Here is a 13974-nt window from a genome sequence, read left to right as displayed (position 1 = left end):
TAATGAAGCGCCGCATCGCTGACTTGCATCCTTTTACCGTGCTTTGCCTAGCCGTGCTCACCGTTTCAGTGGCCACGGCTGCCAGCCGCTGGTGGCTGAACTGCGCGGTAATAGTGCTTTGCCTGGCCGTTGGCGCAGTTGCGGGCAAGTCCCGTAAACTCGCGGCGCTCAGCGGTGCAATCATGCTCCCGACTCTCTTGTCCTTGCTGATGATCCATGGACTGGCTTCGCAGGAAACTTCGGCGGTGATCGCGGTCTGGGGACCAATTTTACTGACGCTTGGGGGAGTGGAGATTGCCATGGCCTTGGCCTTGCGCACCGCCGTGCTGGTGGTGGCCGGTTTGCTTTGCGGTTTGCTGATCGATAAGCACCAGTTGGTGGCAGCCATCGATTTGTCTCCGGCTCCGCCGCAGGCGGGATACCTATTGGCATCCACGCTGTTCCTTCTTCCGCAGATGATGGAAAAGCAGCATGCCATCGGCGAAGCCCAGGCCTTGCGGAAGGCAGGAACCGGCCGTGGCTTGGCCGGTTGGCTGCAGCGCCTGAGGCTGCGAGCCGTGCCGCTGGTGCTCTCCTCGGTGCAAGATGCCCATGACCGCTCGGTGCATCTGGCGGCACGCGGTTTTCCCGCCCGTGGTGAGCACAGCAGGTTGCGCCAAGTTGCAGACTCGCAGATACAGCGGGGCGTCCGCTGGGTTGCCCTGCTGTGTTCGGTGCTGGTGCCGGTAGCGATTCTGTTGCCTCTCGGGGGAGCCTCATGATGGACATGGAGCACCGTGCACGTGCCGGAACCACGGCGGCGCTGCACCTCAGGCTGGGAAGCTTCCGCTACTCCGAGGCGCACTCCGATGCCTTGCGCGAGATCGAGATGGAATTCTCCCCGGGATCCCTGACTGTCATTGCCGGCGACTCTGGATCCGGGAAGTCCACGCTGGGCGGAGTACTAGCTGGCATGCTGCCGCGGCCGGGAGCCGACCAGTGCGAGGGAACGGTCACCCTGGCGGGGCAACGGATTGATTATTCTCCGGAGCTTTCGCCACGAATCGACATAGCCGGCTGGGCCAGGCACGTGGGACTGCTGCCCCAGGATGCCGGCCTCTACCTTTCGAGGATTCGCCAGACGGTTGCCGAAGAGCTTGTCTTCGCCCGGGAGAACGAAGGCATGCCCCGCGAAGAGATGACAGAGCTCATCAGCGAGCTCTCCACGCGGCTGTCCCTGGAACATCTGCTGGAACGCGACCCCGCCAAGCTTTCAGGAGGCCAGGAACGCCTCGTCGCGTTAGCTGCATTGTCCGCCGCGAAACCGTCCATCATTGTGCTCGACGAACCACTGGCCGGTTTGGATTCCAAGGCAACTGCAACAGTGACCGCGATGATCACACGGCTGCGCGCCGCGGGCACCGCGCTTGTGGTGCTGACTCGGACAACTGAAGCATGGGAAGCCGAAGCAGATGCCCTGTGGACCTTGGCGGACGGAACTTTGCTGCCGGCATCTGAAGGCACTGGAACTGCTGCGTTGCCGTCCAAACGAAGAAGACCATCCATCGCAGCAGCATCAGCAGAGCCCCTGCTGGCCTTTGCTGGCGTGCAGCTCGGATACAAGGGCGCCAGCGCCCCGGTCATCTCCAACCTAGACCTCGAAGTCCATGCAGGAGAATGCGTGGGGCTGGCTGGCGCCAACGGAACAGGAAAGACCACGCTGCTCAAAGCCGCCGCAGGGCTGCTCAAGCCAGCTTCCGGAAAGATGCGGGTGGCAGCTGATGCCGGAATGCTCCTGCAGAACCCTTCGGATCAGCTCTTCGAACGTACGGTAGCCCGGGAGATCGCTTTCGGCCTTCCCAAGAAGAGCATCCAACGCGCCCGTGTGCCGTTGGTGCTTGAACAGCTGGGCCTGGAATCCTATGCTCAGACCCACCCTTATGAACTGCCGGCTTCGGCCCGCCGGCTCGTTGCCTTGGCCACCGTGCTGGTGCGCGAACCTCGGCTGCTCCTCCTTGATGAACCAACTGAGGCGATGGATTCGGCCGGGCTTCAAATCCTGCACGAGGTCATCGATTCGGTATTCGAGCGCGGGGGAGCGGTGCTGTTTTCCTCCCATGATGAGCGATTCATCTCGCGCACTGCGCACAGGGTGCACCAGCTGTCGTAGCAATTTTTCTGCTGCGGGACAGGCTCCCGCGTTTAGGCCAAGCCTCTTCCCGGTGCTCACCAGAGTGATCAAGTCACTGCGCCATGCAAGCCGCACGCTGAATGCGCGCCCTTTCGCCCCAACGGATTCGCGGTACTCGTCCATTCGAGCAGTCATTCCTGGACCTCGCGACCTGTATCTTCATTCCGGCCGTGCAAGGGATTGACCCCCGAGCCAAGGCAATAGCGCAATCGCTAATCAACTCATCACGAGAACTGATCCAGTCGCTCCGCTGGCTTCTCCCTGGACCAACTCATTCTCATAGCGTCACCCGAATTCCTGCAATCAATCCCACGCGTACGCGAAGTGACGTGGAGGAATCCGAATCAGCTGGCTGTAGCTGCAAAGCGCGCCTGCCCGGTTGCTTGTCACAATTACCGATCCATGTGAAATAGAACTCCTTTACCGCTTGACGATGTGGCCTTCGACACCCTAGTCTGTGATCACTGAATAAACACATAGTTCATCTAGTGAACGCATTGAAGGGATTCAACATGACAAAGGAGATGCGCGTTTTCGCGTTCGACTTCAACGGCCCGGCGCATCTTTCCGCTGGCACTTGGCGCCATCCGAAGGACCGGGGTGGTGAATACAAGTCGCTTGGCTACTGGGTCGAGTACGCGAAGCTCCTCGAAGCTGCCTGCTTCGACGGGATTTTCTTTGCCGACAACGACGGCTACCACGAGACCTACAAGGGGTCGGTGAACGATTCCCTGAAGGACGCCGCGCAGATCCCGGCCAATGATCCTTCATACCTGATTCCGGCCATGGCCGCGGTAACCAAGAACCTGAGCTTCGGCGTCACCTCCTCCACCGCCTACGACGCCCCGTACAAGCTGGCCCGCAAGTTCTCCACGCTGGATCACCTGACCGATGGCCGGGTGGGATGGAACGTAGTCACCTCTTACACCAACAGCGCAGCGCGGAACATCGCCGGGCTCGAAGCCGCCGAAGCCCACGACGACCGCTACGCCCGCGCCGAGGAATTCATCACCGTGGCCATGAAGCTCTGGGAGACTTCGTGGGACGAGGACGCAGTGCTGCGCGACGCCTCGACCTCCACCTACGTGGACCCCAGCCGCGTGCACAATATCGAGCACCAGGGCGAGCACTTCAGCGTTCCAGGCATCCACTTGTGCGAACCCTCGCCGCAGCGCACCCCGGTAATCTTCCAGGCCGGCGGATCCCCGCGCGGCGTGGCGCTGGCCGCCAAGACAGCCGAAGCTGTCTTCCTGAACGCGATGACCAAGGAAGCGCTGAAGAAGCAGGTCGACGGGCTGAAGGCCAAGGCGCTGGAATTCGGGCGGAATCCGGAGAACATCGCCACCTTGCAGATGATCACCGTCATCAGCGCTGCCACCGATGAAGAGGCGCAGGCCAAATACGAGGAGTACCTCAAGCTGGTCTCCTACGACGGGGCCATGGCCCGCTACAGCAGCTGGGCCGGGGTGGACCTGTCGGCCTTCGACCCGGATGTCCCGCTGAAGGAAATCGATACGAACGCCGGGCAGACCATGCTGAACTTCTTCCTGAAGATGGACCCGTCCAAGGACTGGACCACCCGCGACATCGCCGAGTACATCGGCATCGGCGGCACCTCGCCAGTCATCGTGGGCGGACCGGAAACCTGCGCGGATGAGCTGATTTCCTGGATGGACCAGACCGGAGCCAGCGGCTTCAACCTGGCCAATGCCATCAAGTTCCAGGACATCAAGAACTTCGCCGAATTCGTCGTTCCCGAGCTGCAGCGCCGAGGCGCCATGCGCACCTCCTTCGCCGGGTCCACCCTGCGCGAGACGCTCTTCGGAGAAGGCAACGCCCGGCTGCCCCTGGACCACCCAGGCGCAGCACTGAACCAGCAGACCACCGCGCAAGCCAGCTAGGAGTTTCCCATGTCCATCATTGTGACCCCGCAGAACACGGGGATTGATCCGGCCGAATACCGCAAGGTCTTCGGCGCCCTGCCCACCGGCGTCACCGCCATCACCGGCATGACCGCCGCCGGCAAGCCCATGGGCTTCGTCGTGGGAACCTTCATGTCCCTGTCGCTGGAACCGCCGCTGGTCACCTTCTGCGTCGACAAGGGTTCGAGCACCTGGCCGACCCTGCGCTCCCTGGGCCGCTTCACCGCGAACATCCTATCCACCGAGCAGCTTCCGGTCAGCCGGGCGCTTTCCCGCAAGGGTGTGGACAAGTTCGAGGGCATCGACTACGAGATCGGCGCCAACGGCACCCCGCGCATCGCCGGCGCTTCGGCCTGGATCGACTGCGAAGTGCTTTCGGAAGTCGTTGCCGGTGACCACTACATGATTGTCGGCGGAGTGGAAACCATGGAAGCCACAGAGCGCGAAGCGCTGCTCTTCCGCGGCGGAAAATTCGGAGATTTCAACCTTTGGCCGGCACCGGCCCCAACTGCAAAGGCCTAGCATCATGGCATCAATCCTGGAACGCATCACCTCCGCCTGGACCGAGGCGTGGAGCAAGGGCAACACCGCGGCTTTCGCGGATCTGGTATCCGAAGACTACGTGCGCTACTCCAAGACCGGCGAAGAGCGCATCGATGACCTGTTCCGCCAGATCACCGAATCCCACCAGGCCTTCAGCGACTTCAACATGGAAATCCTGCGGGCTATCGAGGATGACAACCTGGCAGCAATCCACTGGCGCAGCACCGGGGTGCACACCGGGGAATTCATGGGCGTCCCGCCGACCGGACGCACGGTGACTGTTACCGGCGCGACCTTCATCAGCCATTGCGATGGCAAGGTCACCGAGGAATCGGTGGTCTGGGATCCGCGAGAAATGCTTTCGGCCATGAGTATCTGGCACCTGGGCGACCAGCGGATCAAAAAGTAGCAAGCAGCAGCGACGGGGCGGCAGGCAAGCCGCTGCCCCGTCGTCCCAAGACATTCCGGCGGCCAGCGCCGCCCGAGGTGAGGATGGAGATCCCTTTGCCAATCAACATTGCCCAGACTGCCCTACGCCTGATTTCCGCCAAGGAATCACGCCAGCCACTGGAGAGCCTGATCGATCATTCCGCAGGCCCCACGGTGGCCGATGCCTTCCGCGTGCAGCAGGAGATCATCCGGCTGAATGTCGAAGCGGGGGACAGCATCGCCGGCTTCAAGCTGGGCAACATCGCCAAGGCCATGCAGAGCAAGTTCGGGGTGGACGAACCGGACTACGGCTACCTGCTGGCCAGCCAGTTCTACCCGGAGAACCTGCCGATCAGCGCGGCCGACTTCATCGAGCCGTTCATCGAGCTGGAACCGGGCTTCGTGCTGAAGAAGGACCTGGGCGGCAAGCATGTCACCGCAGCGGATGTCATGGCCGCCACCGACTTCGTGGTGCCCGCACTGGAAATCATCGACTCGCGGATCAAGGACTGGAAGATCGGCCTGTTCGACACCCTGGCCGATAACGGTTCGGTGGGCGGGGTGATTCTCGGCGGGCAGCCGCGCAAGCTGTCCGAGGTCAATCTCGCCAACCAGCCCGGTTGCATTGAATTCGACGGCCAACAAGTGGCCCGCGGGAACACCAATGCCATCCACGGCAATCCTGTGTCGGCCATCGCCTGGCTCTGCCGGCGCATCGCCGAATACGGCATCACCTTGAAGGCCGGCCAATTCATCCTGCCCGGCAGCTGCTTGGCCGCCGAGAAGATGGTCCCGGGCACGGCGGTCACCGGCCGCTTCGAAGGCTGGGGAGAAATCTCCTTCGACTACACGCCGGAACCTAGTTCCGCCACGCATTCCTGAACCGCTCCACAGAGCAGAAAAGAGCTTGAAAATGTCCCTGAGCATTGCACCAACTACCGAAAACACCACCAGCGGGCAGCTGGAAGCCTATCTTGCCGCCGCGCAGGACAGCTTCGGCACCTGGGCCGCTACCAGCCCGGCCCAGCGAGCCGGAATCCTGGACGCCGTGGGCGATGCGCTGGATGCCGCCGCAGACCAGCTGGTTCCGGTAGCCATGGCCGAGACCAACCTGCCCGAGCCGCGTCTTCGCGGGGAACTGAAGCGCACCACCTTCCAGCTGCGCTTCTTCGGGGAACTGCTGCGCGATGGCGGATACCTCGACGCGCGCATCGACCATGCCGATGCGCAGTGGCCCATGGGAGCCGCCCGCCCGGATCTGCGGCGCACCCGCATTCCGCTCGGTCCGGTCGTGGTCTTCGCGGCCAGCAACTTCCCCTTCGCCTTCTCGGTGGCCGGCGGCGACAGCGCCTCGGCGCTGGCGGCTGGCAACCCGGTCATCGTCAAGGCGCACCATGGGCATCTTCAACTCTCGCGGCTCACCGCCCAGGTGGTCAACGAGGCCTTGGCCGGGGCTGGCGCGCCAGACGGGCTATTCCAGGTCGTCTTCGGAACCGAAGCCGGGCGCACCGTCCTGCTGGATCCGCGGATCAAGGCCGCAGGATTCACCGGTTCCATCCCCGGGGGCCGGGCCCTGATGGACCTGGCTGTTTCCCGCGATGAACCAATTCCCTTCTACGGGGAGCTGGGAAGCAATAACCCGGTGTTCGTCACCGAGCAGGCTGCCAGCGTACGCGGCGAGCAGATCGTCGCCGATTTCATCGGCTCCTTCACCACCAGCGCCGGCCAGCTGTGCACCAAGCCCGGAACGCTGTTCATCCCGCGCGGCTCGGGCTTGCGCCCGTTGCTGTCCGAGGCCGCGCTCCCGGCCGGGGCCGGGCTGCTGAACCAGCGCATCCGCGAAGGCTACGGGCAGGTGCTGGACCAGCTGTCCGCGCACCCCGGTGTCGAGGTGCTCGCGCAGGGCGGCGAACCGCTGGGCGAGCAGCCATCGCCCACCTTGCTGATCACCGGCATCGACGAGCTGCTGGCAGATCCGCAGGCCTTGCAGGCCGAGTGCTTCGGGCCGACCGCACTGGTCGTGGAATACGACTCCGAGCAGCAGCTGGTGGCTGCGGCGCAGACCTTCGAGGGCCAGCTGACCGCAACCATCCACGGCGAAGAAGGCGACCGCGTCCAAGAGCTGGTCGCGGTGCTGGCGAACAAGGCCGGACGCGTGCTGTGGAACCAGTGGCCCACCGGGGTTTCGGTGACCTACGCCCAGCAGCATGGCGGCCCCTACCCGGCCACCACCGCGGTGGGGACCACCTCGGTCGGTGCCGCCGCCATCGAGCGGTTCGTGCGCCCGGTGGCCTACCAGAACTTCCCGCAGCATCTGCTCCCGGCACAGCTGCAGGATGCCAACCCGGACAGCGTTCCGCAGCTGGTCAACGGCCAGCCGCGCGGCCGCTGACCGGAACCGCGAAGTACCACCAGGAGGGAAGAGCCCATGCATGCCATTGAAGGAATCGTCGAGCACGGAGACGCCCGCGGGCGAGAACTCGGCTTCCGCACCGCGAATATCCCCATGCTGCAAGATGACCAGCTCGATGGCGTGTGGGGTGCCGAAGTGCAGCTGCCCGATGGGCGCCAGGTGCCTGCCTGCGTGTCCATCGGCCGGCGCGCCACCTTCTACCGCACCGGCGGGCAGGTGCTGCTCGAAGCGCATCTGCTCGACTTCTCCGGGGATCTCTACGGTCAGCACCTGGTGGTGCGCCTGCTGGAATTCCAGCGCCCGCAAATTGAATATGCGGATGCTGGAACCCTGGTGGAGCAGCTGCATCGGGATGTGGCCGAGACGCGACGCGCGGCACAGCTGCGGGAAAGCGTCCTTGCATGAGCGGGATCGCAATGGCGCCCCCGGCTGCGCCGCCGTCCTGGGCGGTGCAGCGGGTGGCGACCGTCATTGAACGCCAGGGCATCCCGGTGCCGATCCGCGATGCCAAGCGCATCGCGCAAAAAGCCGGGGTGAGCAAGAGCCTGGCCCGCCGCTGCATCCACTACATGGACAGCGGAAAATAGCCTCCGGCAGGGACCAGGCCTGCTGGACAAGGCCCCTGGCTCCCGGGCGCTGGACGTTGCGGGCCTGAGGGGCCGCCGGTAAAATTCCTGGTGCCTTCTCCACCCAAGCCGCGCGAATCCCCGCAGGATCATCCCGCTGCCTCGCGCGGCTTTCTGGTGCTGCCTTGGTGCCCCTGTGCCGCTATGGGCCCGGCCATACGGGCAATGCTCCTGCGCCGTCGCGGGTTTAATCCGGGACATTTCTGCGCAACGCCCAGGGCGGCAAAATCATCTCAGTCTCCATGTCAGTTCCGTTCGTGCAGCTGCACTCCTTGAATTTCCGGGCCCCGAAGCTGGGTCCGATGATGAAATGTTTTGCAGAATGTGTTGTGCATCACCGAAGTGTCGTGTTCACTAGATAACTAGCATGATCATCTGGTGAACGTTATGAAGTTCTTGTTTCGCTATTGCAAGTGAAAATTCCACAGCAGTTCATGCGCAGCGAGAGCATCAGATCTCGAAACCAATTCCCGGCAGGAAAGAGAATACGATGAGCGAATCATCGAGAATGCAGCGTCCCGCGTTGCCCAAGGTATCGCGCAGGCTCCGCGCCGATGACTGCATTGTCGTCGACAAGAAGGAATTGCGCCGCGCACAGATCGGCGCGGGCATTGGCAATTTCATCGAATGGTATGACATCGGGGTCTACGGCTATCTGGCAGTGACCATGACCGCGGTCTTCACCGAAGGCATGGACCAGAGCATGGGCCTGCTGGTGACGCTGTTCGGTTTCGCCGTGTCCTTCATCGTCCGCCCGCTGGGCGGAATGATCCTGGGCCCGCTCGGGGACAAGATCGGCCGGCGCAAGGTCATGTTCTTCACCATCGCCCTGATGGCCGGAGCCACCACGCTGATTGGCTTGCTTCCCACCGCTGGGCAGGTCGGCCTGTGGGTGATCGTCCCGCTGTACCTGCTCAAGATGCTGCAGGGCTTCTCCACCGGCGGCGAATACTCCGGCGCCGCAACCTACGTGGCCGAGTTCTCCCCGGATGACCGCCGCGGATTCATGACCTCCCTGCTGAACTCGGGATCGATGCTCGGCTTCGCTGCCGGTGCGGCAGTTGTCGCTGCCACCTCCGCGATCACCACCTCGGCGTGGGGCGAGAATGCGATGCTCGCCGGCGGCTGGCGCATTCCGTTCCTGGTGGCACTGCCGCTGGGCATCGTGGCGATTTCGCTGCGCAGCAAGATCCCGGAATCCCCGACCTTCGAAGCGGCCCGCGAGGCTGCCGAGGTCGGCGAGGTCCATCCAATGTTCGTCCGCCACAATCTGCCAAACATCTTCCGCCACTACTGGCCGCAGATCCTCATCGGCTGCGCCTTGATCGCCGCGGACGGCACCTCCGGATATATGCTCACCAGCTATATGCCCACCTATCTCGAAGCGGAAATCGGCTCGCCAGCGGTGCATACCGCGGTGGCAGCTGTGGTGGTGCTGGTCCTCCAGGCAGTGCTGATCCCCGTGATAGCCAACTGGTCGGACAAGATCGGTCGGCGGCCGATCTACATGATCGCGACCATCGGCAACCTGGTCCTGCTGGTGCCGGCCTTCGCGCTGATGCATGTTGGCACGATGTGGTCGCTGTACCTCTCGCTGTTCATGGTGGCCCTGCCCAGCGCGTTCTTCCTGGCCATGACCGGAGCTGTCATGTCCGAGCTGTTCCCCACCGCTTCGCGCTACGGCGGAATGGGCGTCACCCACAACCTGTCGATTTCCATTTTCGGCGGAACCACGCCGCTGGTCAGCCAGATCCTGGTGAATACCACGGGCAACCACTTCGCGCCGGCCTACTACATCATGTTCTTCTCGGTTATTGCGCTCTGTGCCACCTTCAAGCTGCGCGAGACGGCATCTCGTCCGCTGCTAGGTTCGGTGCCCGTGGTGCGCACGCGCGAAGAAGCGCTGGCCCTGGCCAAGGGACAGGATGAAAATGAGCTGCTGGATACCTCCACCATGCTTCTCGCCCCAGTGCCAGCGCGTGCTCCGGAAACAAGTAGCTAGCTTCGATATGCCTCGCAGCAACCGCCCGGTGGGCGTTCCCGATGGAGGGAACGCGCACCGGGCGGTTTGCATTGCGGGAATTATCCGCTGGAGCCGGTGCGTACTGGCTAGGCCTGCACCACGGGCCAGGCCTTGCGCGCGAGGTAGAAGTCCGAGATATCCACTACTTTGCGTACGCTGCGCCCGGTCAGCAATTCGGCCTGCTTGATCCGGTAGGCCAAGGTCTGCCGGTGAATGCCCAAGAAATTTGCGGTGTGCTGCCATTGCAGGTCGCGGTCCAGCAAGGCGAAAAGGGAATCCCGGTACACGGCTACCTGGTTGCTGGAGCCTGCCAGCGGGCCGAGCACCATGCTGACGATTCGCTCGGCTTCCGAGGCGGATCGGGCCAGCAGTGACACCTGCAGTCCGGAGAATTCAACGAGTTCTCCGGGCCGGGGTTCAGAAGGAATCGCCCCCTGCGCTTCTTGCGCCGCGCCTTCGAGGTCCGCGAAGCGCTGCTGCGGTGAGCTTAGTCCGAAAGTGGCCTGCAATTCGCTGGCGATCGTCCGTAGCACCGGAAGATCCTTCTCGCGCACGACGGCGATGGAGTTGTTCTTCCACGACGTGGCTAGCGGCATCAACCCGTGCAAGGACAGGGACATCGCCACGGCATCGAGCAGCTTTCCCGGGGCGCAGGCGACCCGGAATCCGGGCTCCCCAGCGATCCATGCACCGCCATCGATATCCTGTTCGCCCAGCTTGCCGGCCAGGCCCAGCCGCAGGGAAGTTTCGGCCGCGGCGACGGCATTGCCGGCATCCTGGAGCAGCGAATTGGCATCGACCGCGAGGATCTGCTTGAGGTGCACCAGCAGCAGGGCATCCAGTTGCGCGTCGGCCGGGACGAGCAATTGGGTGGGGCGGATGGTGGACAGGGAGTGGCGGCGATGCGCATTCGTGGGCAGTGTGCCGATCACTGGGCATCCGGTCATCGTGTCCTGGACAGCAATGTCCACCGAGCACAGCTTTTCCACCCAGTCGCCGCTGCGCTTGCCCTTCCGGTTCTGCGATCCGGCTTCCTGGTACATCCGGGAAAGTAGCAGGACCGAGCGGTTCAGCTGGTTGGTGGTCACGGCGGCCACTGTCCGGGCGATCACCACGAAGGGGGTTTGCGGTCCGGTGGACAGCACCGGGAAGGTCAGTTCATCGGCCGCCTGCAGCATCTCGCGTGTGAGCTCGGGTGCGAGCCCATCCTGGCCAATGATCAGCCCTGCAATCCCCGCAGCATCCGCCTTGCGGACGAAATCGGCCTGCTTTTGGGCTTCCGCGGGGATATTCAGGCCCAGGGACATCAATAGTTCCTCGTTACCCAGCCAGCGCCACGGCTCAGCGGATTCGCTGGTCTGCGCCCAGCGCACGATGCGTCCAAGGCCTGACTGGCCGGCGATCACCTTGGTATCCAAGGCCGGATCAGAAATGAGTTTGGCGATCGTGAGCAGTTCCGCCATCTTTTCTCCAGGGTTTTGTGCGCAGTGATGAAAATAGTATGAATATCATACATCCGCATAAGTGATCTCCGGGATGCCGCACCATACAGTGGCTACCAGTACACGACTGGCACATGAAAAGGACCGGAAAACCATGGACAACACTTACGACTCAGATGTCATCATCATCGGCGCCGGCCTGGCCGGACTGACCGCCGCCCGCGAACTGGGCGCAGCCGACTACTCGGTCACCGTGCTCGAAGCGCGCGACCGCATGGGCGGCCGCCTCTACACCGAGGACCGCCTGGGCAAGCACCTGGAGCTGGGCGGAAACTGGCTGCACTGGACCCAGCCGCACGTGTGGGCCGAGGTCACCCGCTACGGACTGCGCGCGGGCCGCGGCCCGAAGTCCGAGGAGACCTTCTGGTATGCCGATGGCAAGGTGCAGCGCGGGGACCTGGCCGGCTTCATGGACCTGATCGACCACGGCATGCACGCCCTGGTAGGCGAAAGCGGAAAGCTCCTGCCGCGCCCCGACTTGGTCTCCAATGACGATCAGTTCGCGCAGGCCGATCAGCTGACCTTGCAGCAGGCCCTTGACCGCCTGGATCTGAGCGATGACGAGCGGCAGGCCAATGAAGCGGCCTGGGTGGGGCATTGCAATGGGCCGCTGGACCAGGTCGGCTTCAGCGCAGCGATCCGCTGGACCGCGGCCACCTCCGGAGCATGGCGCGTCATGCATGAGGCCAGCGCCGTTTACCGGCTGGAAGATGGCAATGACCAGCTGGTCAAGGCCATTGCATCCGACGTTCCCGGAGAGATCCGCCTGAATGCGCCAGTGGCCTCGATTGCCCACGATGAGCAGGGCGCCACCGTGGTACTGGCAAGCGGCGAGAGCTTGCGCGCTCGCCGGGTCATTGTCACCGTTCCGCTGAACATCCTGCACGAGCTGGATATCCAGCCTGCGCTGTCGCCGGTCAAGCGCGAGGTGAGCCAGGCAGGTACCGCATCACAGGGGCTCAAGCTCTGGATCCGGGTGAAGGGTCCGATCAAGCCATTCTTCGCGTACTCCACGCAGGAGCACCCGCTCTCGGTGGTACGCACGGAATTCGTGGGCGAAGAGGATGCAGTTCTGGTCTCCTTCGGCGCCGACGCCTCACGCTTGGACATCACCAGTATCGAGGACGTGCAGGAAGCGCTGCGTGCCTGGCGCGATGACCTGGAAGTCCTGGAAATCGCGGCCCACGACTGGAACGCGGATCCCTACGCCAAGGAAACCTGGCTCATCCACCGGCCGCAGGCCTACACCACGGGCCAAGCCGAGCTGCAGCGTGCCGAAGGGGCAGTGCACCTGGCCGGCAGCGACCTGGCCAACCTTTGGGCCGGCTTCTTCGACGGTGCTATCGAGAGCGGGTTGCGGGTATCCCGTGAGGTGCGCGCCGCACTCGAATGGTAATCGGGCCTTGGCTCGATTTATGGGCAGAGTGTTCACCCTGCGGTCAACCGGCTAGGCTGAATAGAAGACTATTCGAAAGGCTGGTTCCCCTCCATGGGAGAAACAAGTGGAAAATCCTCTGGCGGCATGGCGGCAAACCGGTCGGTTTCACGGGCAATCGCGGTGCTGCGCGCCCTTGCCGCCAGGGGGGAACCCTTGACGGTCACGGAGATCGCCAAGCAGATCGGCTTGGCCCGGGCCACGGTCTTCCGCCTCTTGCTGACCCTGGAAGAAGAAGGGTTCGTCGACCGCCAGGACACGCACTACACCCTCGGCTGGGATCTGGCCCGCATTGCCCAGGACGTTGATCCCACCCCGGGGTTGCTATCCAGGGTCAGCGACGTGGTAGTGGAGATCGCCGACATGCTCAACGAAACGGTGACGCTGAGCGTGCGCCACGGGAAGTACGACCTGGATCTCGTGCAGCAAGCGTCTCCGCGCGCCATTGGAATGTCGATGACCGAGCTGCAGGGCCAGCGCTGGCCATTGCATGCCTCGGCTACCGGAAAGCTGCTCCTTTCCGAACTGGATAAGGAATCGATCCGCATTGCTACCGGAAGCAAGCTGGAAAAGCTGACGAGCCAAACGATCACCACATGGAAAGCCTTGGACGCCGAGCTGGATCAGATTCGCGAACGCGGCTGGGCAAGCACCATTGACGAGCTGGAAGTGGGAATCATTTCCGTGGCGGTCCCGATCCGCGGCGCTGGCAACGATCTCATCGGAATGCTCGCCTACATGGCACCGCGCCACCGCGTGGACACCGAAAAGCTGGAAGTGCAGAAGATCGAGGGCCTGCTTGAAGGCGCCAAGATGGTACGCCGACGCATCGTTTCGATGACCGGGGAATAGGTCCGGGCAATGCTGGCGTGCAGCAACCTGCGTCGCCTGGTTGGCTCTGCGGAGCAGTG

Annotated in this window: 13 protein-coding genes; 12 read left to right on the top strand and 1 reads right to left on the bottom strand. The window is 63.3% G+C overall.

All coding sequences use genetic code 11. The features are described 5' to 3' along the window. Positions 1 to 2: 2 nt before the first annotated feature. The 10 genes from CQ012_RS10540 (at position 3) to CQ012_RS10500 (ending at position 10105) form a co-directional block, all read left to right on the top strand. On the top strand, positions 3 to 761 hold the full coding sequence (locus tag CQ012_RS10540; protein ID WP_105662106.1) for an energy-coupling factor transporter transmembrane component T family protein: 759 nt from the start codon (positions 3 to 5) through the stop codon (positions 759 to 761). Continuing rightward, the gene (locus CQ012_RS10535) at positions 758 to 2149 is read left to right on the top strand and encodes an ABC transporter ATP-binding protein (protein ID WP_105662105.1); all 1392 of its coding nucleotides are present in this window, start codon (positions 758 to 760) and stop codon (positions 2147 to 2149) included. The genes CQ012_RS10540 and CQ012_RS10535 overlap by 4 nt, the downstream gene beginning before the upstream one ends. Before the next feature lie 533 nt (positions 2150 to 2682). Continuing rightward, on the top strand, positions 2683 to 4071 hold the full coding sequence (locus tag CQ012_RS10530) for an LLM class flavin-dependent oxidoreductase (protein WP_105662159.1): 1389 nt from the start codon (positions 2683 to 2685) through the stop codon (positions 4069 to 4071). Positions 4072 to 4080: 9 nt separating this feature from the next. Further along, positions 4081 to 4614: a flavin reductase family protein gene (locus CQ012_RS17770; protein ID WP_208294291.1), complete on the top strand. Its 534-nt coding sequence runs from the start codon at positions 4081 to 4083 to the stop codon at positions 4612 to 4614. A gap of 4 nt (positions 4615 to 4618) precedes the next feature. Then, positions 4619 to 5044, top strand: a complete 426-nt coding sequence (locus tag CQ012_RS17765; protein ID WP_219844153.1) for an ester cyclase — start codon at positions 4619 to 4621, stop codon at positions 5042 to 5044. Between the two features lie 95 nt (positions 5045 to 5139). Continuing rightward, complete coding sequence (locus tag CQ012_RS10520; protein ID WP_105662104.1) at positions 5140 to 5946, top strand: 2-keto-4-pentenoate hydratase; 807 nt, start codon at positions 5140 to 5142, stop codon at positions 5944 to 5946. Between the two features lie 31 nt (positions 5947 to 5977). Next, complete coding sequence (locus CQ012_RS10515; RefSeq protein ID WP_105662103.1) at positions 5978 to 7456, top strand: aldehyde dehydrogenase (NADP(+)); 1479 nt, start codon at positions 5978 to 5980, stop codon at positions 7454 to 7456. A 36-nt stretch (positions 7457 to 7492) separates the two neighbouring features. Next, the gene (locus tag CQ012_RS10510; protein WP_105659168.1) at positions 7493 to 7882 is read left to right on the top strand and encodes a riboflavin kinase; all 390 of its coding nucleotides are present in this window, start codon (positions 7493 to 7495) and stop codon (positions 7880 to 7882) included. After that, the gene (locus CQ012_RS10505) at positions 7879 to 8064 is read left to right on the top strand and encodes a hypothetical protein (protein WP_105659169.1); all 186 of its coding nucleotides are present in this window, start codon (positions 7879 to 7881) and stop codon (positions 8062 to 8064) included. Before CQ012_RS10510 ends, CQ012_RS10505 begins: the two co-directional genes overlap by 4 nt. 529 nt (positions 8065 to 8593) lie before the next feature. Then, positions 8594 to 10105: an MFS transporter gene (locus CQ012_RS10500; RefSeq protein ID WP_286134432.1), complete on the top strand. Its 1512-nt coding sequence runs from the start codon at positions 8594 to 8596 to the stop codon at positions 10103 to 10105. A gap of 107 nt (positions 10106 to 10212) precedes the next feature. Here CQ012_RS10500 and CQ012_RS10495 read toward each other — a convergent pair whose 3' ends face one another. Continuing rightward, positions 10213 to 11589: a PucR family transcriptional regulator gene (locus CQ012_RS10495; protein WP_105662102.1), complete on the bottom strand. Its 1377-nt coding sequence runs from the start codon at positions 11587 to 11589 to the stop codon at positions 10213 to 10215. Positions 11590 to 11722: 133 nt separating this feature from the next. Here CQ012_RS10495 and CQ012_RS10490 point away from each other — a divergent pair, with 133 nt between their 5' ends. Together CQ012_RS10490 and CQ012_RS10485 are read left to right on the top strand one after the other, a co-directional pair. Beyond that, the gene (locus CQ012_RS10490) at positions 11723 to 13024 is read left to right on the top strand and encodes a flavin monoamine oxidase family protein (protein ID WP_105662101.1); all 1302 of its coding nucleotides are present in this window, start codon (positions 11723 to 11725) and stop codon (positions 13022 to 13024) included. A gap of 93 nt (positions 13025 to 13117) precedes the next feature. Beyond that, positions 13118 to 13915 carry an IclR family transcriptional regulator gene (locus CQ012_RS10485; protein WP_105659173.1) on the top strand — a complete coding sequence of 266 codons (798 nt, stop codon included), beginning with the start codon at positions 13118 to 13120 and terminating at the stop codon, positions 13913 to 13915. Positions 13916 to 13974: the final 59 nt, after the last annotated feature.

Origin of the sequence: Arthrobacter sp. MYb214, assembly GCF_002979865.1 — a bacterium.
GTDB lineage: Bacteria > Actinomycetota > Actinomycetes > Actinomycetales > Micrococcaceae > Glutamicibacter.
The sequence above is the reverse complement of the archived record's forward strand: the minus strand, read 5'-3'. Positions and strand labels throughout refer to the sequence as shown.

Excerpts from the sequence above, each read along its gene's own strand:
- CQ012_RS10485 (WP_105659173.1), top strand. The coding sequence starts at position 13,118 with ATGGGAGAAACAAGTGGAAAATCCTCTGGCGGCATGGCGGCAAACCGG.
- CQ012_RS10535 (WP_105662105.1), top strand. The coding sequence starts at position 758 with ATGATGGACATGGAGCACCGTGCACGTGCCGGAACCACGGCGGCGCTG.
- CQ012_RS10500 (WP_286134432.1), top strand. The coding sequence starts at position 8,594 with ATGAGCGAATCATCGAGAATGCAGCGTCCCGCGTTGCCCAAGGTATCG.
- CQ012_RS10495 (WP_105662102.1), bottom strand. The coding sequence starts at position 11,589 with ATGGCGGAACTGCTCACGATCGCCAAACTCATTTCTGATCCGGCCTTG.
- CQ012_RS10515 (WP_105662103.1), top strand. The coding sequence starts at position 5,978 with ATGTCCCTGAGCATTGCACCAACTACCGAAAACACCACCAGCGGGCAG.
- CQ012_RS10510 (WP_105659168.1), top strand. The coding sequence starts at position 7,493 with ATGCATGCCATTGAAGGAATCGTCGAGCACGGAGACGCCCGCGGGCGA.
- CQ012_RS17770 (WP_208294291.1), top strand. The coding sequence starts at position 4,081 with ATGTCCATCATTGTGACCCCGCAGAACACGGGGATTGATCCGGCCGAA.
- CQ012_RS10490 (WP_105662101.1), top strand. The coding sequence starts at position 11,723 with ATGGACAACACTTACGACTCAGATGTCATCATCATCGGCGCCGGCCTG.
- CQ012_RS10530 (WP_105662159.1), top strand. The coding sequence starts at position 2,683 with ATGACAAAGGAGATGCGCGTTTTCGCGTTCGACTTCAACGGCCCGGCG.
- CQ012_RS10540 (WP_105662106.1), top strand. The coding sequence starts at position 3 with ATGAAGCGCCGCATCGCTGACTTGCATCCTTTTACCGTGCTTTGCCTA.
- CQ012_RS10505 (WP_105659169.1), top strand. The coding sequence starts at position 7,879 with ATGAGCGGGATCGCAATGGCGCCCCCGGCTGCGCCGCCGTCCTGGGCG.
- CQ012_RS17765 (WP_219844153.1), top strand. The coding sequence starts at position 4,619 with ATGGCATCAATCCTGGAACGCATCACCTCCGCCTGGACCGAGGCGTGG.